Annotated in this window: 21 protein-coding genes; 12 read left to right on the forward strand and 9 right to left on the reverse strand. The window is 71.8% G+C overall.

Features of this window, described 5'->3' with window-relative positions:
• Nucleotides 1-31 precede the first annotated feature (31 nt).
• Nucleotides 32-583 carry a dihydrofolate reductase family protein gene (locus ACFKCF_RS48275; protein ID WP_394502293.1) on the reverse strand — a complete coding sequence of 184 codons (552 nt, stop codon included), beginning with the start codon at nt 581-583 and terminating at the stop codon, nt 32-34.
• 136 nt (nt 584-719) lie between these two features.
• Here ACFKCF_RS48275 and ACFKCF_RS48280 point away from each other — a divergent pair, with 136 nt between their 5' ends.
• Nucleotides 720-1325: a response regulator gene (locus ACFKCF_RS48280; RefSeq protein WP_394502295.1), complete on the forward strand. Its 606-nt coding sequence runs from the start codon at nt 720-722 to the stop codon at nt 1323-1325.
• Here the strand turns inward: ACFKCF_RS48280 and ACFKCF_RS48285 are convergent.
• Both ACFKCF_RS48285 and ACFKCF_RS48290 read right to left on the reverse strand, forming a co-directional pair.
• Entirely contained in the window at nt 1322-3175 is a 1854-nt protein-coding gene (locus tag ACFKCF_RS48285) for a sensor histidine kinase (protein ID WP_394502298.1), read from the reverse strand. The genes ACFKCF_RS48280 and ACFKCF_RS48285 overlap by 4 nt on opposite strands.
• Before the next feature lie 120 nt (nt 3176-3295).
• Nucleotides 3296-5104: a DJ-1/PfpI family protein gene (locus tag ACFKCF_RS48290; RefSeq protein ID WP_394502300.1), complete on the reverse strand. Its 1809-nt coding sequence runs from the start codon at nt 5102-5104 to the stop codon at nt 3296-3298.
• 324 nt (nt 5105-5428) lie between these two features.
• On the opposite strand from ACFKCF_RS48290, the gene ACFKCF_RS48295 reads away from it, so the two are divergent.
• From ACFKCF_RS48295 to ACFKCF_RS48320, 6 genes are all read left to right on the forward strand, one after another.
• Entirely contained in the window at nt 5429-6034 is a 606-nt protein-coding gene (locus tag ACFKCF_RS48295) for a DNA-binding response regulator (protein ID WP_394502302.1), read from the forward strand.
• 148 nt (nt 6035-6182) lie between these two features.
• Nucleotides 6183-6599 carry a response regulator gene (locus ACFKCF_RS48300; RefSeq protein ID WP_394502305.1) on the forward strand — a complete coding sequence of 139 codons (417 nt, stop codon included), beginning with the start codon at nt 6183-6185 and terminating at the stop codon, nt 6597-6599.
• A 16-nt stretch (nt 6600-6615) separates the two neighbouring features.
• The gene (locus tag ACFKCF_RS48305) at nt 6616-7122 is read left to right on the forward strand and encodes a GNAT family N-acetyltransferase (RefSeq protein WP_394502307.1); all 507 of its coding nucleotides are present in this window, start codon (nt 6616-6618) and stop codon (nt 7120-7122) included.
• 38 nt (nt 7123-7160) lie between these two features.
• Nucleotides 7161-7682 (forward strand): hypothetical protein, encoded by a 522-nt coding sequence (locus ACFKCF_RS48310; RefSeq protein ID WP_394502309.1) that lies wholly within the window; start codon nt 7161-7163, stop codon nt 7680-7682.
• Nucleotides 7683-7689: 7 nt separating this feature from the next.
• Nucleotides 7690-8262, forward strand: a complete 573-nt coding sequence (locus ACFKCF_RS48315) for a TetR/AcrR family transcriptional regulator (protein ID WP_394502311.1) — start codon at nt 7690-7692, stop codon at nt 8260-8262.
• Nucleotides 8263-8324: 62 nt separating this feature from the next.
• Nucleotides 8325-9509, forward strand: coding sequence for an FAD-dependent monooxygenase (locus ACFKCF_RS48320; RefSeq protein ID WP_394502313.1), 1185 nt, complete (start codon nt 8325-8327; stop codon nt 9507-9509).
• 58 nt (nt 9510-9567) lie between these two features.
• Here ACFKCF_RS48320 and ACFKCF_RS48325 read toward each other — a convergent pair whose 3' ends face one another.
• Both ACFKCF_RS48325 and ACFKCF_RS48330 read right to left on the reverse strand, forming a co-directional pair.
• Nucleotides 9568-10653 carry a Gfo/Idh/MocA family protein gene (locus ACFKCF_RS48325; protein ID WP_394502315.1) on the reverse strand — a complete coding sequence of 362 codons (1086 nt, stop codon included), beginning with the start codon at nt 10651-10653 and terminating at the stop codon, nt 9568-9570.
• The gene (locus tag ACFKCF_RS48330) at nt 10638-11342 is read right to left on the reverse strand and encodes a ThuA domain-containing protein (RefSeq protein WP_394502317.1); all 705 of its coding nucleotides are present in this window, start codon (nt 11340-11342) and stop codon (nt 10638-10640) included. Before ACFKCF_RS48330 ends, ACFKCF_RS48325 begins: the two co-directional genes overlap by 16 nt.
• A gap of 197 nt (nt 11343-11539) precedes the next feature.
• On the opposite strand from ACFKCF_RS48330, the gene ACFKCF_RS48335 reads away from it, so the two are divergent.
• Entirely contained in the window at nt 11540-12388 is an 849-nt protein-coding gene (locus ACFKCF_RS48335; RefSeq protein WP_394502319.1) for a hypothetical protein, read from the forward strand.
• Between the two features lie 86 nt (nt 12389-12474).
• Here ACFKCF_RS48335 and asnB read toward each other — a convergent pair whose 3' ends face one another.
• Entirely contained in the window at nt 12475-14319 is a 1845-nt protein-coding gene (asnB, locus tag ACFKCF_RS48340; RefSeq protein WP_394502321.1) for an asparagine synthase (glutamine-hydrolyzing), read from the reverse strand.
• Nucleotides 14320-14463: 144 nt separating this feature from the next.
• On the opposite strand from asnB, the gene ACFKCF_RS48345 reads away from it, so the two are divergent.
• Nucleotides 14464-14931, forward strand: coding sequence for a PPOX class F420-dependent oxidoreductase (locus tag ACFKCF_RS48345; protein WP_394502322.1), 468 nt, complete (start codon nt 14464-14466; stop codon nt 14929-14931).
• 109 nt (nt 14932-15040) lie between these two features.
• On the opposite strand, the gene ACFKCF_RS48350 is transcribed toward ACFKCF_RS48345, so the two are convergent.
• Nucleotides 15041-16447, reverse strand: coding sequence for an MFS transporter (locus ACFKCF_RS48350; RefSeq protein WP_394502333.1), 1407 nt, complete (start codon nt 16445-16447; stop codon nt 15041-15043).
• Nucleotides 16448-16506: 59 nt separating this feature from the next.
• On the opposite strand from ACFKCF_RS48350, the gene ACFKCF_RS48355 reads away from it, so the two are divergent.
• Nucleotides 16507-17151 (forward strand): TetR/AcrR family transcriptional regulator, encoded by a 645-nt coding sequence (locus ACFKCF_RS48355; RefSeq protein ID WP_394502324.1) that lies wholly within the window; start codon nt 16507-16509, stop codon nt 17149-17151.
• A 113-nt stretch (nt 17152-17264) separates the two neighbouring features.
• Here ACFKCF_RS48355 and ACFKCF_RS48360 read toward each other — a convergent pair whose 3' ends face one another.
• Together ACFKCF_RS48360 and ACFKCF_RS48365 are read right to left on the reverse strand one after the other, a co-directional pair.
• Nucleotides 17265-17501: a hypothetical protein gene (locus ACFKCF_RS48360; RefSeq protein WP_394502326.1), complete on the reverse strand. Its 237-nt coding sequence runs from the start codon at nt 17499-17501 to the stop codon at nt 17265-17267.
• A gap of 50 nt (nt 17502-17551) precedes the next feature.
• Complete coding sequence (locus ACFKCF_RS48365; protein WP_394502328.1) at nt 17552-18157, reverse strand: hypothetical protein; 606 nt, start codon at nt 18155-18157, stop codon at nt 17552-17554.
• 42 nt (nt 18158-18199) lie between these two features.
• Between ACFKCF_RS48365 and ACFKCF_RS48370 the strand changes: the two genes are divergently transcribed.
• Together ACFKCF_RS48370 and ACFKCF_RS48375 are read left to right on the forward strand one after the other, a co-directional pair.
• The gene (locus ACFKCF_RS48370; protein ID WP_394502329.1) at nt 18200-22477 is read left to right on the forward strand and encodes an HAD-IC family P-type ATPase; all 4278 of its coding nucleotides are present in this window, start codon (nt 18200-18202) and stop codon (nt 22475-22477) included.
• Between the two features lie 100 nt (nt 22478-22577).
• Complete coding sequence (locus ACFKCF_RS48375; protein WP_394502331.1) at nt 22578-22703, forward strand: hypothetical protein; 126 nt, start codon at nt 22578-22580, stop codon at nt 22701-22703.
• Nucleotides 22704-22939 lie beyond the last annotated feature (236 nt).

Consider the following 22939-nt stretch of genomic DNA (forward strand, 5'->3'; position numbering starts at 1 on the left):
GGCGACCGCGCGGGCCAGGCTCGGGAACGGCTCAGGCCGCGGGCGGCTGGGCCGGGCGGTAGTCGAGGACGACGGCGCCGCCGCTGAAGGTGTGGGTGCCGGCCAGGCACCAGGCCGTCGTGTCGATCCCGTCGGCGAACAGCCGCTTGCCCTTGCCCACCACGACCGGGTGGAGGAAGAGCTTGAGCTCGTCGAGGAGCCCGTGCTTGATGAGGCAGTTGACCAGCTCGCCGCTGCCGTAGACGAGGAGGTCCCCGTCGTCCTCGGCCTTCAGCTTGGCCACGGCCTCGGCGACGTCGCCGTCGATGACGGTGGCGTTCCACGTCGGGTTCTTGAGCGTGGTGGAGGCCACGTACTTCGGCATCCTGTTCACCTCGCCCACGTCCTCGCCGGCCTCCTCCATCGCCGGCCAGGCCACGGACATGCCGTCGTAGGTGACGCGGCCGAGCAGCAGGGCGCGGCACCCGTGCAGCTGACCGGCCTGGAACTTGCCGTGCTCGTCGGTCCAGAACGGTGCGGTCCAGGCGGGCTCCTCGACGACGCCGTCCATCGAGATGAAGATGACTGAAACGACCTTGCCCATGGTGACTCCTGGTGATTTGCGGGGGGCGGGAGCCTGATGTCGGATCCGACGGCTCCGGTTGGTGTGTAATGAGCTTCGCGTGCCGGGGAAACGCCCGGTAGTGCCTGGTTCACGAGTCCCGTGTGAAGGATTCACATTGATCAGAATCATGATCGCGGAGGACGTGCGGATCCTCAGGGAGACGCTCTCCGCAGTCCTCGACCTGGAGGACGATCTCGAGGTCGTGGCCCAGGTCGAGCGGGGCGACCGGATCGTCGCGGCGGCGGTCGCGCACCGGCCCGACGTGGCCCTGCTCGACATCGAGCTGCCCGGCCTCGACGGGCTCACCGGGGCGGACCGGCTGCGGCAGGAGCTCCCCTCGTGCAAGGTCGTGATGCTGTCCGGGCTGGCCCGGCCCGGCTACCTGCGCCGCGCCCTGGCGTCCGGCGCGGCCGGGTTCCTGCTCAAGCACGCGCCCACCCACGAGCTCATCGACGCGATCCGCCGCGTGATCGCCGGGGAGCGGGTCGTGGATCCGCAGCTCGCGCTGATCGCGCTCCAGACGGCCGAGAGCCCCCTCTCCGAGCGCGAGGCCGAGGTGCTGAAGGCGGCCGCGACCGGGGCGGAGGCCGATGAGATCGCCGGGATGCTGTCGCTCAGCCGCGGCACCGTACGCAACTATCTGTCGTCGGCCGTCATGCGGCTCGGCGCCCGCAACCGCGTCGACGCCATCCGCATCGCGACCGACGAGGGCTGGATCTAGCCGGCCGCGGGGATCTCCGCGGTCAGCACGTAGGAGCCGTCCAGGGTCTCGCTGCTCAGCAGCCCTCCCACGGCCCGCAGCCGGTGCCTGAGGTTGTCGAGGCCGGCGCCGGGCGGGACGTCGTTCGTCCTGACGCCGTCGTTCCGCAGACGCAGCACCACCTTGCCGCCGACGGTCCTGGCGTCGAGGGTGCAGCTGCGGCCGTCGCTGTGCCGCAGGATGTTGGTGACGCCCTCGCGCAGCACGGTCGCGAGGACGCTGTTCTGCTCGGCGGTGAGCTGCCGGGCCTCCACGGTCCCGTCCACCGCGAAGCCCGCCGTCTCCAGCGCGGCTCTGGCCGATGCGGCCTCGTCCTCCAGGGAGATCTCGCGGTAGCCCGCCGCGACGGTCCCGATTTCCGCGAGCACCTGCCGGGCCGCCGCGAGGCCCTCGTCCAGCTCCCGCCGGGCCCGCTCCCGGTCCTTGCCGAGCAGGCGGAAGGCGAGCTCGCTCTTCAGCACGATGACCGACAGGCTGAACCCGAAGAGGTCGTGCAGGTCGCGGGCGAACCGCAGGCGCTCGCGGGCGATCTCCGTACGCGCCAGCTCCGCACGCGCGGCCCGCAGCTCGCGCGCGAGCCGGGCCATCCGGACGAACCCGTAGACGACGAGCGCGCGCTCGCCGGTCCACACCATCTGGTACGTCTGGTCGGCGAGAGTCGGGCCCTGGAGCGTGAAGTCCCAGATCACGAACGTGAGCAAGTCCTGGGCGACCAGCGGGATCGTCACGGCCCAGCGCAGCCACCCGCGCAGCAGGACGAGCGTGAGCGCGGGCAGGAAGATGCTGAGGTACCAGAAGGGCCGCTCGAAGACGATCTCGGGAGCCAGCGCGACGACGAACGCGGCGGCGAGGGCGAGCCGCCAATGGCGTGGCCGCCCGTCGTCGTCGCCGATCCGGCAGCACCACAGGAACAGCGCGGTGAAGACGGTCAGCAGCCCGAGGTACAGCACGATCTCGCCGCCGGCCGCGTCCGACTTGAGGATGGACTTGACCGGGTTGGTGAGCAGCATCAGGAGCGTGGCGGCCGCGCCGAGCCCGGTCACGACGGTGGTGGTCAGGTCGTCGGCCACCCGCAGTCCCGCGGGGGCGCCGTCGCGGTGGGAGTGCGCGACGAGCCGGGTCTCGTTCAGCGCCGACCTGGCGGTGGCCAGGCTCGCGCTCAGCCGCTCCCGTACGGCCGGCAGATCGGACGACTCCCTGACGGCGTCGCCGTGGCGGACCACCTCCTCGATGCTCGTCCCGACCCGCTCGTTGAGCAGCTGGGCGAAGGCCAGCCGCTCCCGGGTGACCTCGGCGTCGGCCAGCGCCGTCCTGGTCCGCTCCATGTCCCTGACGAGGTCGGCGAACCGGGCGACGCCGTAGAGCGCCAGGCCCACGAAGGCCGTGTGCCCGACGGCCAGGTAGGCCGCGTCCCAGACCGTGGGGCGTACCTCCAGGCCCGAGAGGAACTGCGCGAGCACGATGACCGCGAATCCCGCCCAGGCGAGCGCGGCCGGGCGGATCAGGAGGAGGACGGCGGCGGCCAGGAAGCCGGTGTTGCCGTACCACGTGCTCGCGAACAGGTGCAGCCCGGCGCCGGTCAGCACCGCCTGCAGGGCGAGCGTCCACTGCCACGCCGTCGGCCGGCGCCCGTCCGGGGCCCGGACGCAGTTGTAGAGGTGCAGCAGGAGCAGCCCGACCAGCAGCCCGCACCCGAGAGCCTTCTGGCCGGCGATGTCGCCGGACCGGAAGATGCCGATGAACCCGCCGTAGGAGAACCCGACACTGACGACGACCGCGACAAGGCGCGCGAGCCTGAACGCCGACCCCATGACCCGGAACCTAGCCGAAGGCCATGAATTCCGTACAGATCAACGAGGTGACGTCCGGCGACGAAGTCACGCGTCCTGGCCGCCGGGCGGGGTGCGGCGGCGGCCAGGACGGAAAGGGGGTCAGCGCTCGGGTGTGGCCGGGGCCGTCATGAGCGGCGGCTCCTCGGGGGCCGGCGCGTCGAGTGGTTCCGGGCGCCGGCCGGCCCGGATCCGGCGGAACACCATGCCGGTCCCGCCGGCGACGGCGCCGCCCAACAGGGTGAGCAGCACGAAGACGAGGGTGGCGGACCACGGCCAGGCGCTGCCGGTCAGCTTGACGTCGAGCACCGGGTACTCCAGCGTCTTGGCGGTGAACCGGGCGGTCTGCACGTCGTAGGTGCGGGCGATGTCGCGCAGCACCGGGTCGAACGCGAACTCCGGGTTGACGTGGAGGTACTCGGGCCGCGGCCCCGTGGTGGCCGCCGTCTGGCGGCGCGCCGCGTCCAGCCCCGGCACGAGGAGGCGGTCGAGGCCGGCCGCCGCCACCGTCGAACGCGGCACGAACGTCAGGCCGTGCTCGGAGTGGACCACGCCGTCGCCGACCGCGACGGTGCGCCCGACCATGGACTGCTCGGTGTAGGAGACGAACGCGGAGGCGAGCTCCAGCTCCCCGACGCCCTCGCTCAGCTGTACGCCGATGGTCGACGGGCCGGTCTGGTAGGAGGCGTTGAGCGCGACGACCACGTCCGACGGCTCCAGACCGGACTCGGGGATCCGCGCGGCGCGGCCGGGAACGTAGTGGCGCCAGTGGACCCGCTGCGCCGCCGCACGCGCGGTGTCCGCGTCGAGCAGCCGTTCGATGATCCGCAGGCCGCCGTCCATTCCGGACAGCACGCCGGCGGTGGTGATCACGTTGCCGTCGTCGACGTACCGCGTGCCGCTCGTCCACTTGACGGCGCCGAAGTCCTTCCGCAGTGCGGACAGCCGCAGCCAGTGGGAGGTCGCGGGCCTGCCGTCCAGCAGCCCGCTCGCGGCGAGCGTACGGGCCCCGGTGCAGACGCTGACGGTCAGCGCGCCGGCGGCCGACTGCTGCCGCAGCCAGGCGCTGATCGAGGCGGACTCCGCCGGTTCGGGCGTCTGCAGGGCCGGGATCACCACGGCGTCGACGCGGTCGTTCCGCTCGCCCATGAGCCGCGTCAGCTCGTCGAACGTCAGGTCCGGCACGATGTCCAGGCCGCCGGTCAGGGGCACCAGCCGGGGTCCTGCCGAGACGACGTAGGTGTTCACCCGGCCGGTGCCCGCCAGCACCTCGTATGGCCCGAGCAGGTCGGCCGCGTTCGCGCCCTTGCCGCCGACCAGGAACGCCACCGTGGGCTTGGCCGGGTCATGGGCCCTGGCCACCGGCTCGGCCGACACCGCGTCCGAGCGCGCCCGGTACAGGTCGCCGAACTTGCCGATGGTGTTCACGGCGGAGACCGAAGCGGGGATCAGCAGCACGGCCGGCACGAGGGCCACCCTCCTGACCCACTTCCACGGGACGCGCAGCCGGTGGTGATGGTGGAGGTACTCCGCGCGCCGCCACACCATGGCCACGGCCATGAGGACGAACATCAGCGTGTGCCCGATCGACGTCACCAGGTCGCCCGGCAACGCGCCGAACCAGTACGGGACGAGCAGCACGACAAACGGCGCGAACATCGCCAGGCTCATCTCGCCGACGGCGGCCCAGCCGTGGCGGCGCACCCGCATCCAGACGGCCATGCCGATGGTCATGTCGGCGGCCATGAGCAACGTGCTGACGTCGAACCGGGTGTCCGCCGGCAGGACCGCGCTCCACACCAGGCCGAGCAGCAGCATCCCGACGCTCATCGCGATGACCATCTCGATGTAGTGCCAGATGAATCGCCCGGCCAGGCGCGCCCTGCCGGTGGGTGGCTCGTGAACAGTCATCGCCGGACTCCTAAGCGTCGTGACGGGGGGTTGTGGCGCCCTGGCCGACCGGTGCCAGTTCAGCTCGGAGGCCGGAAACCGGGCAAGCGGCGACCGGCCGGCTTGTCCGAATAGCCGGGCATCCTGTCGCTTTTGGCCTGGCTCGCCAGGGCGTCTGCTGCCGAGTGTCGTCCGATCAGGGCGGACGCGACCAGTGCCGCGGGCACGAGGTCGGCGTGGGATTCGCACCGCGTCCGACGTGCACTCTGCACGTGCCGATCTTCAAGAGGCGGCAAGTGTTAGGTTGAGGGCGCCGGGTCGCTGTGGTTGCTCCGGGAGGGACAGATGATCCGGATTCTGATCGCCGAGGACATGCGCATCCTGCGTGACACCCTGGTCGCCTTACTCGGGCTGGAGGACGACCTGGAAGTGGTCGCCGAGCTGGCCGCCGGCGACCGGATCGTCCCCACGGCGCTCCGGCACCGCCCCGACGTGGCGATCATCGACATCGACCTGCCCGGCACCGACGGGCTCACCGCGGCCGCGGAGCTGCACCGCCTCCTGCCGGAGTGCCGGACCCTGATCCTGACCGGTCTGGGCAGGCCGGGGACGCTGCGGCGGGCGCTGGCCGCGCGCGTGTCGGGGTTCGTCGTCAAGGACGCGCCGTCGCAGGAGCTGGTCGACGCGATCCGGCGGGTGGCCGCGGGCGAGCGCGTGATCGACGCGAAGCTGGCGCTGGCGGCGCTGGAGGCGTCCGGCAACCCGCTCTCGCCCCGGGAGGCCGAGGTGCTCAAGCGCCACGCGGCCGGCGCCTCGGCGGCCGAGATCGCCGCCGACATGCACTTGTCGTACGGGACCGTACGCAACTACCTCGCGGCGGCGGTCACCAAGCTGGGCGCGCGCAACCGGGTGGACGCGGCGCGCATCGCCGAGGAGGCCGGCTGGCTGTGAGCCCCGGACCCGGGCCGGCATGCATTCTGCACGGTCCGGCCCATGCGTTCCGCATGCCGGGGTCGTGCCGGGCCGCACTGGCAGCGGAGCTCGCGATGCGCGAACACTGAAGCGTGGGCAAGGGCGGCACGGGCCGGTGGAGGGCGCGATGGACTGTGGCGGTGGCCCCAGCCGGGCGCCGGTGACGCGGATCCTGGTCGCCGAGGACGTGGACGACCTGCGTGACACGCTGGTCGCCCTGCTCGAACTGGAGGACGACCTCGAAGTGGTCGCCGAGCTGGCCTCCGGCGACCGGGTCGTGCCCGCCGCCCTGCGTCACCGCCCGGACGTGGCGGTGATCGACATCGGCCTGCCCCACGTGGACGGGCTCACCACCGCCGCCGAGCTACGCCGGCGGTTGCCCGCCTGCCGCACGCTGATCCTGACCGGCCTGCCCAGACCGGGAAACGTGCAGCGCGCGCTGGCCGCCGGGGCGTCGGCGTTCCTGACCAAGGACGGCCCCGCGGACGAGCTCATCGACGCCATCCGCAGGGTCGCACGCGGCGAGCAGCTCATCGCCCTCTGAGGCATACCGTTCTTCCATGAACGGAGTATTCAAGGTGTTCCCGGCGGCTCCCGGCGACGGGGATGCGGTGGGCGAGATCCACGCCGAGTCCTGGAAAGTCGCCTATGCCGGTTTCTTCCCCACAAAGTTCTTCGACCACGCCGTGAGCCACCGGCGCGGCAAGTGGCACGGCGTGCTCGCCGACGCCAAGGACACCATCCTGCTGGCCACGCTGGACGGGCGACCGCTGGCGTTCTCCTACTTCGGCTCCTCGCCGGCGCACCCGGAGTCGGCGGAGATCTTCGGCTTCTACGGTCATCCGGACGGCTGGGGAACCGGCGTCGCGGGCGCCCTGATGGCCGCGTCCCTGGACAGGATCCGCGAGGAGCGCTTCGGGAGGGTCCACCTGTGGACGCTGCGTGACACGCCCCAGTCCCGCCGGTTCTACGCCAAGAGCGGCTTCACGGAGTCGGGCGCCGTCCGCGGCCACGACTTCGGCGACGGCAACCCGATCGAGCAGATCGAGTACGAGCTGATCCTCTGAGGTGGACTGATGGTGTGTACCACTAGTACACTCTCGCCATGCGAGCCATCGTCAAGGTCCTGGGCACCGTCCTCGTCTCGATCCTGCTGACCTGTCCGCTGTGGGCGCCGCACTGGGGAAGCGGCATCCTGGGCGAGATCGCCGCGCTGGGCATGCCCGGCGGCCTGATCGCCGTCGCCGTCTTCTTCGGCCTCGTCGCGCTGTACTGCCGCGCCCTCCAGCGCACGATGACGGCCGTACGGCCGTCGGCCCGGGCCGCCGCTCCCGCCTCGGTGTGGTGGATGTTCGCGATCCCCTACAACTTCGTCGAGGACTTCTTCATCGTGCGCACCGTCTCCGCCTCGCTGGCCGCCGACGGGCGCGCCTCGGGCGGATTTGTCCGGAAGTGGACGGTGCTCGGATACGGCTGGTGCGCGTTCCAGATCCTGTCCCTCTTCCCCGGGGCGGCCGGATACGCCGGCGGGGCGATCGCCCTCCTATTGTGGGCGGCACACTGGATCATGACGGTCCAGGTCGGCCGCACGCCGGCCATCCGGCAGCCGGCCGCCCACAACCTCTAGGAACCCGATGCCACTTCCCCGCTTCGACCGGCTGCCGGCCGACGCCCGGGCCGCCATCCTCGCGGTCGCCCGCGCCCACTTCGCCCGCGACGGCAAGGACGCCGCGTCGTTCAACCAGATCATCGCCGAGGCGGGCATCTCGAAGACCTCCGCGTACCACTACTTCGACGGCAAGGACGACCTGTTCGGCGCGGTGGTCGCCGACGCGGCCGCCCGCACGCTGACCGCGCTCGGCCCCTGGAGCGAGGTGGGGACCGCGCAGGAGTTGTGGCGGCAGCTCGTGGCGGGCACGACCCGGCTGGCGGCGCACCTGCGCGAGCATCCGGACGACCGGGCGGTGCTGGCCGGGCAGCCGCGCCCCGGCGGCGATCCGTGGATCCGCGACCTCGTCGCGAACGGCATGAAGATCGGCCTCATCGCCCCGGACCCCAGCGCCGAGCTGGTCGCCGTCGCCACCGCGGGCGTCTTCGACGCCCTCGACGCATGGGCGCTCGACCACCCGGACGAGCTCGACAGCTCTGTCGCGGACACGCTCGTCCTGTTCCTCGCCCGGCTCTGGAACGCCCCCGCCCCCCGGTAGCCGATCGAGCTCCTGTTACTCTTAGTGACAGATAGGTTACCTTGTGTATTTCGGGGGCTATTGTGAAGGTCGCCTGCGTCGGTGGCGGACCCGCCAATCTGTACTTCTCCATCCTGATGAAGCGGGTGGACCCGTCCCACGACATCACCGTCTACGAGCGAAACCGGGCCGGATCGACGTACGGCTGGGGTGTGACCTACTGGGACGAGCTGCTCGGCTACCTCCTCGCCGCCGACCCCGAGTCCGCGAGCGCCATCCGCGCGAACTCGGTCCACTGGGACAGCTGGGTCGCGCACATCCGCGACCGCGCGACGGTGACGGTGGATCACGGGGACGAGGGTTTCGGCATCGGCCGGCACCTGCTGCTCGACATCCTCGCCGAACGGGCCCGCGCGCTCGGCGTACGCGTCGAGTTCGAGCACGAGATCACCGGCGAGCACGAGCTGCCCGAGGCCGATCTCATCGTCGCCGGCGACGGCGTCAAGAGCGTGCTGCGCGAGCGGCACGCCGACCACTTCGGCCCCGAGTTCGCGGTCGGGGACAACTACTACACCTGGCTCGGCACCACCCAGATCTTCAAGGCCTTCACCTTCGCCTTCACGAACACCCCGCACGGCTGGATCTGGTGCTACGGCTACGGGTTCAGCCAGACGCACAGCACCTGCGTGGTCGAGTGCTCCCCCGCGACCTGGCGAGGGCTCGGGCTCCACGAGGCGAACGAGGCCGACAGCCTGGCCCTCCTGGAGAAGCTCTTCTCCGAGATCCTGGACGGCCACCCGCTGATCGGCCGGGCGCACCCCGACGGCAGCTCGCACTGGCTGAACTTCCGCACCCTGACCTGCCGGACGTGGTACCGCGACAACGTCGTCCTGCTCGGGGACGCCGCGCACACCACGCACTACTCCATCGGCGCGGGCACCGCCCTCGCGCTCGGCGACGCCGCCGGGCTGGTCAACGCGCTGCACGAGGAGACGACGCTGCCGGCCGCCATCGCCCGCTACGAGCGCGACCGCAAGGCCGCGATCCTGGGCACCCAGAAGGGGGCCCACCGCAGCGCCCAGTGGTACGAGAACCTGCCGCGCTACATCGACCTGTCGCCGCGGCAGATGTTCACGCTGCTCGGCCACCGGCACTCCGCGCTGCTCCCGCACGTGCCGCCGAGGCTGTTCTACGCGATCAGCCAGGCGGCCGAGTCGGTGCCCAGGTTCGTGTCCTGGCTGGGCTCGAAGGCCACCCGCACGAAGTGATCGAACCACGTGCGGAGGCCCACGTTCTCGCGGTGAGCGCCTGGTCGGGCGCTTCTTGTTACGACTCGCCCGGATGGAGAGCCACGGGACGAGGCCGTTCGCAGGTGCTCGCGACGCTCACCGCCGAGCCCGAATCCGCCGCGGCCAGCAGCGACTCCATGACGTCGAGCACGTGGAAGGCCAGCGAGCCGCCCGCGCGGAGCTCCTTGTCCGCGGAGGTCGCCCCGAAGTCGATCAGCCCCACGCCGCGCCCGGCCCCGACGTAGCCGGCCGCCTCGGGAAGCTCGCGCCAGCCGTCCTTGCCCGAGATCAGGACCTGGCCGTCGAAGCGGTTGGGGTCGGGCACGACGAGCGAGCCCTTCTCGCCGTGCACCTCGATGTTGGGCGCCTTGGTCGCCACCCCGTCGAAGCTCATCACCAGCGTGGACAGCGCCCCCGAGGCATGCACGAGCACCCCGGTGACGTGGGTGTCCACCAGCACCGGAATCTCCTCGCCCTGGCGGGGGCCCGAGCCGATCGTGCGCTTGGGACGCGTACGGCTGGCCGCGCCGATGACGCTCGCCACCGGCCCGAGCAGCGTCACCAGGCTGGTGATGTAGTACGGCCCCATGTCGAGGAGCGGGCCGCCGCCGGGGACGTAGTAGAAGTCGGGATTGGGATGCCAGCGTTCGTGGCCGGGTGTCATCATCGTCGCGGTCGCCGCGATCGGCCTGCCGATCAGGCCGTCGTCGATCGCGTTGCGCGCGGTCTGCGTGCCCGTGCCCAGCACCGTGTCGGGCGCGCACCCCACGCGTACGTTCGCCGCGTCGGCCGCCTCGAGCACGCGTGCGGCGTCCGCGGTCGTCGCGGCGAGGGGCTTCTCGCAGTAGACGTCCTTGCCGGCCGCTATGGCCTGCAGCGCGACCTCGGCGTGGGCGGCGGGGATCGTGAGGTTGAGCACGACGTCCACGCGCGGGTCCGCCATCAGCTCCGCCACGCTCAGCACGTCGACCCCCGCGTAGGGACGCACCGCCTCGCGGGCCCGGTCAAGGTCCAGATCGGCCACGGCCACCAGCCGCAGCTGCGGCAGCCGGTCGATGGTCTGGAAGTACTGGGCCGAGATCGCCCCGCACCCCACAACGCCGACGTTCACCGGCTGGCCCACAACATTCCCCTTTCGATGATGGTGCGCACGCTGTCGTTGTGCAGGACGTCGAGGCTGTGTCCGGGGGTGGTGACGAAGATCTTCCCGTTCCCCCACCGGCGGGTCCAGATGGCCGGCGAGGTGACCTCCCGGTGCCAGGGATCCCACGGGCGGACCTTCTGCGTCGTCGTCGCCAGCACGTCGATGTAGTCGTCGGTCAGGACCCAGTACTGCTCGGTGACGAGGTCGAAGTCGGCGATCCCCTCGGTGATGGGGTGCGTGGCCGCCTCGGGCAGCATGTTGACGGTGTAAGGGACGAAGTTGTCTGCCTGCGAGCCTTCCCGCTCGGCCGGGTCCTTGCCCGGATGGCAGGCGAACTGCCCGCCGATGAGATGCAGGTAGTCGGAGGAGTTGCGGTAGGAGTCGGCGATGCCGCCGTGCCAGCCGGCCATCCCGGTGCCCGCGCGGATCGCGGCCTCCAGCCCGCTCAGCTCCTCTCTCTCGATGGTGCCCATCGTGTAGCACTGCACGATGAGGTCGATCTCGGACATGAACGCGGAGTCCGCGTAGGGCGCCGGAGACTCCGCCCGATGCACCTCGAACCCGTGCTTCTCGAGGAAGGGCACGAAGAGCTCGGTGGCCTCGACCGGGGCGTGTCCCTCCCAGCCTCCGCGCACCACCAGCGCCTTCCTGCCGTGTTCGTCTGCCATGCTCCCGCCTATCGCTTAAGGGACAAACGCCTCTGATATTCGCATTTCATGCCTAACTATCTGAAGAGGTGTCCGCTATGTGGCGCATGAAGGCAACGGATGTGGGCAGCGCTGTGCGGGCGGATCCCCCGGCGCCGGCTTACACGTGGCTTAGTCCGTCGGGGTTCTAATCGGACAAACCCGATGTGGAGGACAAGGTGCCACCAACTGACCAACCACACGAGGAACTGTCATTCGAACCGGACGGGCCGCGCAGGCGCGTCCCACGCCCGCTGATCGTCGCCGCCGCCGTCGTGCTGGCGACGACGGGCGGGATCGGAGTCGCCTCGGCGGCATCGGGAACGACGCCGACGGGCACGCCGACCCCCACGCCGACGATCAGCGAGACACCCACGGAGACACCGACCACGACACCGACCACGACACCGACCACGACACCGACCGAGACACCGACAGACACGCCGACCGACACACCTACGGAAACGCCCACCACGACACCTCCTGAGATCGCGCCGATCAACCCGCTGGGGTTCGTCGGGACCATGCACGGCGAGTTCATGGTGGCGACGAAGGACGGCTGCGGCACCGTGACCCTGTTCGCCCAGACCGGGCAGGCAACCGCCGTCGCGGAGGACTCGATCACCGTGCGGAGCCAGGACGGCTTCGAGCGCACGTACGCGATCGACGACAACACGCACACCATCGCCGGGCGCCGCGGCAACAGCGCGGTCAAGCAGGACGACTGGGTGTCGGTGACCGCGACCGGCGACGACCAGGCGGCCACCGCGGCCACCGTCTACGACCTGTCGCGGCCCATCAAGCGGATCTGGTCGTACAGGGGCTGGAAGCAGGCATGGCAGTGGTGGCCAGGCCAGCCTGCGTGGCAGACCCCGACCGCGTGCCCGACACCGACCACGACGCCGACCACGACCCCGACCGAGACACCGACGGAAACCCCCACCGAGACACCGACCCCCGATCCGACGTCATCGGTCTCGGAGACCCCGACCCCGACCCCTACCCCGACGCCCACGCCGGCCTCCTGATCGGCCGGTAGCGCCGTCTTCGTCCCGAGCGGCTCCCCTCTCACTCGGGCGTCGAACGGCGTGCCGCCTCCCCTCCGGGCACGTGGTCAGAGGGCGAGGTGCACCCGGTACTCCCTGAGCCACGCGTCGAGCTGCAGCAGCCGCTCCAGCGAGGCGCGGGCGGCGAGGGAGCTGGAGTCGCCCACCGGGCGATCGATGAGCGCACGCGCCTTGCCCAGATCGAGCAGCTGGGCACAGGGCGTGTCGCGCTCGAGCAGGGCGCGGGCCTCGTCGCGCAGGGCCTGTTCGTAGGCCGGATCCTGGGTGGCCGGGTAGGGGCTCTTGACCCGCTGGAGCACGGACTCGGGCAGCAGGTCGGCGGCGGCCGCGCGCAGCAGGCTCTTCTCCCGCCCGTCGAAGGTCTTCATCGCCCAGGGGGCGTTGAAGACGTACTCCACCAGCCGGTGGTCGCAGAACGGCACCCGGACCTCCAGCCCGACGGCCATGCTCATCCGGTCCTTGCGGTCGAGCAGGATCTGTACGAACCGGGTGAGGTGCAGATAGCTGATCTCGCGCATGCGCCGCTCGTGCCCCGTCTCGCCGGGCAGCTCGGGCACCTCGGCCATGGCCTGGCGGTAGCTGGCGTCCTGATAGCCGCAGACGTCGAGCGTGCGCTCCAGGTCCTCCTTGAACAGCTGCTCCACCCCCAGGCGGTCGGTGAGGCCGCCGATGAACCACGGGAACGTCTCGGCCGCGACCGCCGCCGGGTCGTGGAACCACCGGTAGCCGCCGAACACCTCGTCGGCCGACTCCCCGGACAGCGCCACCGTGGAGTGCCCTCTGATCGCCTCGAACAGCAGGTAGAGCGAGCTGTCCATGTCGCCGATGCCGATCGGCAGGTCGCGGGCGCGCAGCACGGCGGCCCGCACGGCCGGGTTCATCAGCTCCCGCGAGTCGAGCACGATGTCGGTGTGCTCGGCGTCGATGTGCTCGGCCACCTCGTGGACGTACGGCGCGTCGGGCGTCGAACGGGTCGCATCGGGCTTGAAGTGCTCGGTGTAGCCGGCGAAGTCCACGGCGAACGAGCGGACCCTCCCCAGCTCCTGCTCAGCCAGGCCCCTGGCGGCGAGCGCGGTGATCGTGCTGGAGTCCAGGCCGCCCGACAGCAGCGCGCACAGCGGGACGTCGCTGATGAGCTGGCGGTGGACGATGTCCTCCAGCAGGTCGCGCACCGTCTTGACGGTGGAGTCGACGTCGTCCCGGTGCTCGCGGGACTCCAGCTGCCAGTAGCGGCGCTTGCTGCACCCGTCGCGGCTCACCCGGACGAGCTGGCCGGGGCGCACCTCGTACATGCCCTTGAAGATCCCGTGCTCCGGCGTCTTGACGTACGCCACCAGCTCGCGGAGCCCGTCGGCGTCGAGCACCCGGTGAGCGAGCGGGTTGGCGAGGATCGCCTTGGGCTCCGAGCCGAACAGCACGCCGTGGGAGGTCGGGTAGTAGTACAGCGGCTTGATCCCCATGCGGTCGCGGACCAGCAGCAGCTCCTCGCGCTCGGCGTCCCAGACGGCGAAGGCGTACATGCCGTTCAGGCGGGCGGCCAGGTCCTCGCCCCACTCGACGTACGCGCGCAGGACGACCTCGGTGTCGCTCTGGGTGCGGAAGCGGTGCCCGCGCGCGGCCAGCTCCCCGCGCAGCTCGCGGTAGTTGTACACCTCTCCGCTGTAGGTGAGGACGGCCGGCTCCCTGCCGTCCTCGTCGGCGACCATGGGCTGCCGGCCGCCGGGGAGGTCGATGATGGCCAGCCTCCGGTGGCCGATGGCGGCGTGCGACGCCATCCAGAGCCCCTGGTCGTCGGGGCCACGGCAGGCCATCGTGTCCGTCATGGCCTGCGCGGTGGCCCTCTCGCCCAGCAGGTCCCGCTCGAAGTCCACCCAGCCGCAGATGCCGCACATGCCCGACTCCCCCCGATTTCCCCCGACGCCCCCCTGATGCCCCGCCCGGGCGGGTTATCACGCCGGGGGACGCCTCCCGCTCCGGCGGGCGCCGCTCCGGATGAAAGGATCGAAGCGTTTTCGTATGACCGAAAGGCACATGAGATGGCTCCGAACATCGCCACCGCACGCCACGTCGACCTGCCCGAGCTGCTCGAGTTCCTCCGCCCCAGGCACCACGGCCTGCTCTCGACCACCCGCAAGGACGGCCGGCCGCAGCTCTCCCCCGTCAGCTGCGGGGTCGACGAGGAGGGCCGCATCGTGGTCTCCACCTATCCCGACCGGGTCAAGGCCCGCAACGCCCGTCGCGACCAGCGGGTGTCCATCTGCGTGTTGTCCGACGACTGGAACGGCCCTTACGTCCAGGTCGACGGGCAGGCGGAGGTGCTGGACATGCCCGAGGCCCTCGAAGCCCTGGTCGAGTACTACCGGTGCATCGCCGGCGAGCACCCCGACTGGGACGAGTACCGGGCCGCCATGCGGCGCCAGGACAAGTCGCTGATCCGCATCCGCATCGACCGCTGGGGCCCCATCGCGACCGGCGGCTTCCCCGCCCGCCTGACATCGGAGTAGTGACGCCCGGCGTGCTCCGGCGGCAGACCACGGAGCCCCCGGTCCGCGTCGGCGCGGTGCTGTGGACGCGCGCCGAGGACGTGCTCGGGGCTCTCCCGAAGCACGCCTGTCAGCCCTTCCTCGCGGGCAGCAGGTACACCAGGACCGCCGCCACGGTCGCGACCGCGAAGGTGAACAACGAGGACATCGCCAGGGCGTGGGCGGCCGCGGCGGCCCGGTCTCCGGTGGCGGGATCGAAGGCGTGGAAGAACACGACTCCGATGAGCGCGACGCCGAGCGCGTTGCCGACCTGCTGGGCGCTGGACAGCACGCCGGAGGCCATGCCCGCGTCGGCGGGGTCCGTCCGGGCCAGCACCGCGTTGAGTGACGGCGTGATGAGCAGCCCTCCCCCGACGCTCTGCAGCATGAGCGTCGGGATGACGACCGCCGGCGTGAACGGCGGGCCGCCGGTCAGCACGGCCGCGGTGGTCGCGTACCCGATGGCGAGCACGACGGCCCCGATCTCCAGGACGCGACGGCCGTACTTGGGCACGAGCCGGCCGGCGACCATGCTGAAGACGAAGAAGGTGAGGGCGGCCGGGGCGTACACCAGCCCCGCCCCGAGAGCCGGCATGCCGAGCCCGTCCTGCAGGGAGATCGACAGCACGAGGTAGTACGACGAGAGCAGCGCGTAGATCGCCAGGACGAGGGGGATGCCGACGGCGAACGACCGCGTGCGGAACAGGGAGATCCGCACCAGCGGGTTGGCGGTCCTGCGCTCGACGAGGACGAAGAGGGCGAAGGCGGGTACGGCCGCGGCCAGGCAGGCCCAGGTCCACCACGGCCATCCCGCCTGGCGCCCCTGGATGAGCGGGAAGGCCAGGAGGAACAGCGCGACGCTGAGCACGACGACCCCCGGCAGGTCGAGCCGGCGCGCGAGCGGCGCCCGTGACTCCGGCAGGAGCCTGGCCGCTAGCAGGATCGTGGCCAGCCCGATCGGGACGTTGATCCAGAACACGGGACGCCAGCCGGAGCCGAGCAGGTCGGCGCCGATCAGCAGGCCGCCGACGAGCTGGCCGGCGACGGTGGCGAGCCCCATGACGGCTCCGAGCACCCCGTACGCGCGGTGCCTGCCCTGCTCCGGGACCAGCACGGTGATGACCGCGTAGACCTGCGGGAGCATCAGCGCGGAGCCCAGGCCCTGGACGAGACGGGCCGCGATGAGGACGGGCGCGACCGGGGAGAGCGCGCACGCGACGGACGCCACCGTGAAGAGGGCCATGCCGGCGACGAACGTGCGCTTGCGGCCGTACAGGTCGCCGAGCCGGCCTCCGGTGACGAGGAACACCGCGTAGGTGAGCTGGTAGCCGACCAGGATCCACTGCAGCTCGCCGCCGGAGGCGCCCAGGTCGGCCTGGATCGCGGGTCCGGCGACGATGACGATGTACGAGTCCAGAAGGGCCATGAACGCGCCGACCAGCACGATCGACACGGCGCCCCATGGCGTGGCGGCCACGGTGCGAGGCGTTGTTGTCATAGTCACGAACAAAAAGTACGATCGTTCGTACTTAAAGGCAAGTGACATGATGAGGGCTCATGAGCGAGCTAGAGCAACCCGCCCCCGCGGCGGCCGCGATCTCCGACCAGCGCCTCCTGCGCGGTGCGCGGGCCAGGCAGACGATCACCCGCCATGCCGTGGACGTCGCGTCGCTGGAAGGGCTAAACGGGCTCAGCATCGGCCGGCTGGCCACCGACCTCGGGCTCAGCAAGAGCGGGGTCGCGACGCTCTTCGGGACGAAGGAGAAGCTGCAGCTCGCCACCGTCGCCTCGGCGCGCGAGGCGTTCCGCGACGCCGTCATCCGGCCCGTCTCGGACGTGCCGCACGGCGTGGCCCGGCTGCGCGCGCTGACCGAGCGCTGGATCTCCTACGCCGAGACGCCCCTGTTCGCGGGCGGCTGCTTCTGGGCGGCCAACCTCCCCGACTTCGACAGCCGGCCGGGGCCGGTGCGCGACGCGCTCGTCGGCCACCACCGCGACTGGCTGGCGCTCATCGCCGGCGAACTGCGCGACGCCGTGGCCGCCGGCGAGATCGCCGGCCTGGACGCCGAGCTCGCGGCCTTCCAGATCGACGCGGTGCTCATGGCGGCGAACACCGCGCTGCGCCTCGGCGACCACGAGGCCGTGAGCAAGGTCCGCCGCGTGGTCGAGGGATTCGCGGGCGCACGATCATCCTCGTCCTGACCTGGGCTTTGCCAAAGGAATAAATAAGGGACAGCAAAAATCCCCAAATCTCTCTAGTCCGGAATAGAGGACCCGAGCCGTGGATAGGGACATATAGAGGAATTCGCGTCCTGCTAGGAGGGATCATGGCCGTCACCCAGCCGCGAGGGCGCACGACCGCCGGACCCGACGGGAATGGCACCAAGCGGTTCAGCCTGGACCTGCCGATGCTCGGCATCCAGGTCCGGCAGCCCGAAATGCGGATGCCGCACATAGAAATGCCACACATCGAGATGCCGCAGATGCAGATGCCACGCATCCCCATGCCGAACATCCCGATGCCACGTGTCAGCAAGCAGGAGCTCGGCCACTACGTCGACGTCGCCCGGACATTCCTCCCTCCACCCGAACGCATGGCCTACTACGGAGCGCTCGGCGCGCTCGCCGCGGTCGGGGTGCTCGAATGGCCCGTCGCGGCCGCCATCGGCGCCGGGACGATGCTCGCGCGGCGGGGACTGCCGCGGACCGCGTACGGCCGGCCGCGCCCGACCACCACACCGGCCAGGGAGCCCGCGGCCGGGGAGACCACGACCCCGAGCAGGCGGACCACGACCGGGACGACCAAGCGGGCCACGACCGCCACGCGGCGGGGAACGGCCGGGACCACGACCACCGGCACCACGACCGGCAGGCGCAGGGCCGCCACAACCGGCGGCACCGCGGGCGACACCGGCACCACCGGCACCCGGAAGACCAGAAGCACCGCCGCCAAGCCGTCCACGACGACGGGAACCACCACGAGGCGCAGGACCGCCACGACCGGCGGCGCGACCGGCACGAGCAGGAGCACGACCAGCGGCACCACCGCAAGCACGGCCGCCAAGCCGGCGGCGTCCACGACCGGCCGCACGACCGGCAGCACGAGAAGCACCACGGGAAGCACCACGCGCAAGCCGGCCGCGACCTCCGGCGCCACCACCAGGAAGACCACCTCGACCTCGAGCTCGACAAGCAGGCGAAAGAGCACCGCACCGAGCAGGTGACCACGACGCCGTAGACGGGAGACCACATGGCGTTGTTCGGCCTGCTCAACGCTGGCACGCTGCTGAACATGTTCCCGGAGCCGGTGCGGAGCGTCCTCCCGCGCTCCCGCCGGGTTCAGCCGTGCCCGGGCGGAGCTCGTATCGAGTTGCGCAACATCGGCGGCCCGCGCACCGAGCGGCGCGCCCGCGAGCTGGAAGATCGCCTCAAAGCGGTGGGAGCGCCGCGCGCCGAGGTGAACGGGGCGCTCGGCAGCGTCTTCGTGGCCTGCGACGTCACGACGGACGACATGGACAAGCTCGTGGCCGTCGTGGAGGAGTTCGACGAGGACGGGGACGGCGCCGCCGCCCCCGCCCGGGACGGCGCCGAGCAGCGGGACCGCGCCCTGATCAGCCTCGGCCTGCACCTGGCCGGCACCGGGCTCGCCCTGGCCGGCCGGCTGGCCGGCGTCCCGCGGCTGTCCACGGCCGTGCCCGGCCTCCTCACGCTGGCCGAGCACACCCCCCGCGTACGCAGGGAGCTGGAGGAGCGCATCGGCAAGCCCGGCGCGGACGCGGTGGTCGCGGTGACCCGGGTCGTCTCCCACACGCTGGCCATGCGGCCCATGTCCCTGCTGGTCGACTCGGTCGCCGCGGCCGGCCGGTACATCGACTCGCGTGCCGGGCTCAAGGCGTGGGAACAGCGCGAGGAGCAGTTCGCGGCCGTGAGGGGGGCGTACCGCCACACCAGGGCCGCCGCGTCGCCGCGCCCGGCCCGGCTCCCCCACGGGCCCGTGGAGCGCTACGCCGATGCCGCCAGCGCGATGTCGCTGGCGGGGCTCGGCCTCACCACGGTGCTCAGCAGCGACCGCGAGCGCGGCCTGTCCATGCTGATCGCCGGCATCCCCAAGGCCGCGAGCCTCGGCAGGGAGGCCTACGCCAGCGCCGTCGCCCGCGCTCTCGCGGGGCGCGGCATGATCGTGCTCAACCGCGACGTCCTCGTCCGCATGGATCGCATCGACACCGTGGTCCTCGACGCCGGCTTGCTCACCACGGGCGCGTGGGCGATCGACGCCGTGTCCTCGCTCGGCCCCGACATGGACAGGGACGATCTGTACACCCGGCTCTACGCGCTGATCGACCTCGCCGACCCTTCGGCCCGTCGCGAGCGCGACGGATGGACCGCCGAGCCCCAGGACCCTGCCACCGTCATGGTGAAACGCGACGGGACTCCGATCGCCCTGGTCCACCTGGTCCCCGAGCTGCATCCGCTCGCCGAGGCCCTGGTCGCGGCGGCGCGGGGCGCCTGTGAGGTGGTCCTGGCCGGCGGCGATCCCGCCCTCGCCAAGCGGCTGGGCGTGGACCGCGAGGTCCAGAACGGGCAGAGGCTGGGCGCGTCCGTGCGGGCGCTGCAGGCGGAGGGCCACGGCGTGGCCGTGGTCTCGCAGCGGGGGCGGAGCGGGCTGCGCCAGGCCGACCTGGGCATCGGGGTGCTCGAGGGGGCACGGCGGGTCCCGTGGGACGCCGATGTGATGGGCGGTCTCGAAGGCGTGCACCTGCTGCTGCAGTGCCTGGCGTCGGCCAGGAAGGCGAGCGTCCGGGGGGTGCTCGTGGCGGCCGCCGGCTCGGTCGCCGGCACCGGACTGGCGCTCCTCGGACCGGCCGCGATCGCCGTCGGACGCGCCAACCTGGCCCGCGACTGCACGGCGCTCGTCGCCCTCACGGTCGGCGAGTGGACCGGACGCGGCGCCGGGAACAGGCCCGCGCCGATACTCGCCGACCACACGCCCTGGCACGCCATGGCGGCCCGCGACGTCCTGGCCCGGCTCGGCACCTCGCCCGAAGGGCTGAGCGAGGCGGAGGCCGCGCGCCGCAGGACGGGCCCGGAGCGGCCCGCGGCGGCCGGCCCCGAATCCCTGGTCAGCGCGACGGTGCACGAGCTGGCCAACCCGCTGAGCCCGGTCCTGGCCGCGGGAGCGGGCGTGTCGGCCGGGGTCGGCTCCGCGCTGGACGCCGTGCTCATCTGCGGCGTGATGGTGGTGGACGCCCTGCTCGGCGGCGCGCAACGGCGCAACGTCGCGCGGGCGCTGCACCGCCTCACCGAGACCACCGCCGTCCGGGTACGGATCCACCGTCCCACGGGCTCCGTGGCGGGCTTCGCCGACGACCTGGTGCCCGGGGACGTGATCGAGCTGCGCGCCGGCGACGCCGTACCGGCCGACGGGCGGCTGATCCAGGCGGCCGGGCTGGAGATCGACGAGTCGACCCTCACCGGCGAGTCGCAGCTCGTCACCAAGACGGACACGCCGACCGCGGCGCCCGCCGTCGCGGACCGCACCTCGATGGTCTACGAGGGCACGACCGTCGCGGCGGGCCACGGGTTCGCCGTGGTCGTGGCCACCGGAGCGGCCACCGAGGCGGGCAGGACCGCCAGGCTCAGCCAGGAGGGCCCGCCACCGAGCGGGGTCGAGCTGCGCCTGCGCGCGCTGAGCCGCCGGATCCTCCCGGCGGCTCTCGGTTCCGGCCTCCTCCTGATGGTCATCGAGCTGGTACGCGGGTCGGCGCTGTCGCAGGCGCTGGCCCCGGCGGTGAGCATGATGGTGGCGGCGGTCCCCGAGGGCCTGCCGTTCGTCGCCACCGCGGCCGAGCTGGCCTCGGCCAAGCGGCTGTCGGCCCACAACACGCTGGTGCGCAACCCGTCCACGATCGAGGCGCTCGGCCGCGTGGACGTGCTCTGCTTCGACAAGACGGGGACCCTCACCGAAGGCCACATCAGCCTGCGGCGGGTGTCGGACGGACGGACCGAGCAGTCGGTGGAGGAGGCCACGCCACAGCTGCGCGCCATCGTGGGCGCGGCGCTGCGCGCGGGGCCCAGGTTCGAGGGCGGGCGGGCCATCCCGCACCCCACGGACCGCGCGATCGTGGAGGGCGCCGGCAAGCTCGGCGTCACCCCGAGGTACGGGCTGCGTACGTGGCACCGCGTGGACGAGCTGCCCTTCGAGCCAGCCCGCGGCTACCACGCCGTGCTCGGCCGGTCGGAGGCGGGACAGCTGCTGAGTGTCAAGGGCGCTCCCGAGATCGTGCTCACCAGTTCGACGAGCATCGTCATCGACGGGGAGGCCGTGCCGCTGGACGATCGGATGAGGCGGCAGCTGGAGGAGGAGGTGGACCGGCTCGCCCTTCGCGGCTACCGCGTGCTCGCCGTCGCCGAGCGCCCGGCCTCCAGTCGCGCCGACCTCGACGAGTCGCGCATCGAGAGCCTGCGCTTCCTCGGGTTCCTGGGCCTGGCGGACCCGGTGCGCCCAACGGCCAAGCGCAGCGTGGAGGACCTGATGCGGGCCGGCGTACGGGTCGCCATGCTCACCGGCGACCACCCCAGCACGGCGGAGGCCATCGCCGCGGAGATCGGCGCCCTCAACGGCCTGCGCGTGATGACCGGGCCGGAGCTGGAGCAGCTGGACGACGACGCGCTGGCCGAGGAGCTGCCGAAGGTGGCGGTGTTCGCCCGGGTCACGCCCGAGCACAAGGCCCGGATCGTCACCTGCTGGCGCAAGGCCGGCAAGGTCGTGGCCGTGACCGGCGACGGCGCCAACGACGTGCCCGCGATCCGGCTCGCCGACGTGGGCGTCGCCCTCGGGTCGCGCGCCGCGCCGGCCACCAGGGCCGCCGCCGACATCGTCGTGGTGGACGACCGCATCGAGACGATCATCGACGCGATCGTGGAGGGCCGGGCCATGTGGGCCTCCGTGCGCGACGCGCTGGGCATCCTGCTCGGCGGCAACGTCGGTGAGATCGCCTTCACCCTCGGGTCCAGCCTGCTCACCGGGCGCAGCGCGCTCAACGCCCGCCAGCTGCTGCTGGTCAACCTGCTCACGGACATGCTGCCCGCGATGGCGGTGGCCATCAGGCCGCCGAGCGCCGCGAGCAGCCCCGAGAAGCTGCTGACCGAGGGCCCGGAGGCGTCGCTGGGCGCCGCGCTGACCAGGGACATCTACCTGCGCGCCATCACGACGGCCGTGGCGGCGGGCGCGTCCTGGGTGCTGGCCCGGATGACCGGCACCCGGGGGCGGGCCGATACGGTGGGGCTCATCGGCCTCGTGGCGGCGCAGTTGCTGCAGACCCTGGCACTGGGCGGCCGGGATCGCACGGTGGTGCTCGCCGCGGTGTCGTCCCTGGTGGCGCTGGGCGTGATCGTCTCCGTGCCCGGCCTCAGCCAGCTCTTCGGCTGCCAGCCCGTAGGGCCGCTGGCGTGGGGCATCGCGCTCGGCTGCGCCGGGGCGACGGCCCTGGTGGCGGCCAGGATCGAGCGGTCGAACGCTCCGGGATAGTCATCTGCTGTTCACCCTATGGACATCCGAATTATCACCGTATATACATCTTTCTACCCAAATCTGACTTGAAGCGTAGTTTCGATGAAGAGGTAGAGAGTTGTCCGAATTCCTGGCCTCGCTGCTCGCCAAGGCCGCCATGATGCTCCTCGAGGCCCTGCTCGCACGGTTCATCCAGAGCCTCGCCGCGTCGATCTTCAGCCCGGCGGGCCTCCGGACCGCCTGACCGCCCCCGCCGCGTACTTCTCTTGCGTACACCGTTCCCTGTGAGTACAGTGTTCGCATGCAGGGAACGCCGTACGCAGCGCGGGGAGATAACTGATGTCCAAGAGCACGAGCTGGGACATGAAGGGCACCTGGGACACCAAGGGCGCTTGGGACACCAAGGGCCGCTGGGAAGAGCGCGAGCGGCCCGGCCTGTCACAGGCGGGGCTGGAGCGGATGCGCCAGGTCCTGGCCGGA

Origin of the sequence: Nonomuraea sp. JJY05 (genome assembly GCF_043496855.1) — a bacterium.
Lineage (GTDB): Bacteria > Actinomycetota > Actinomycetes > Streptosporangiales > Streptosporangiaceae > Nonomuraea.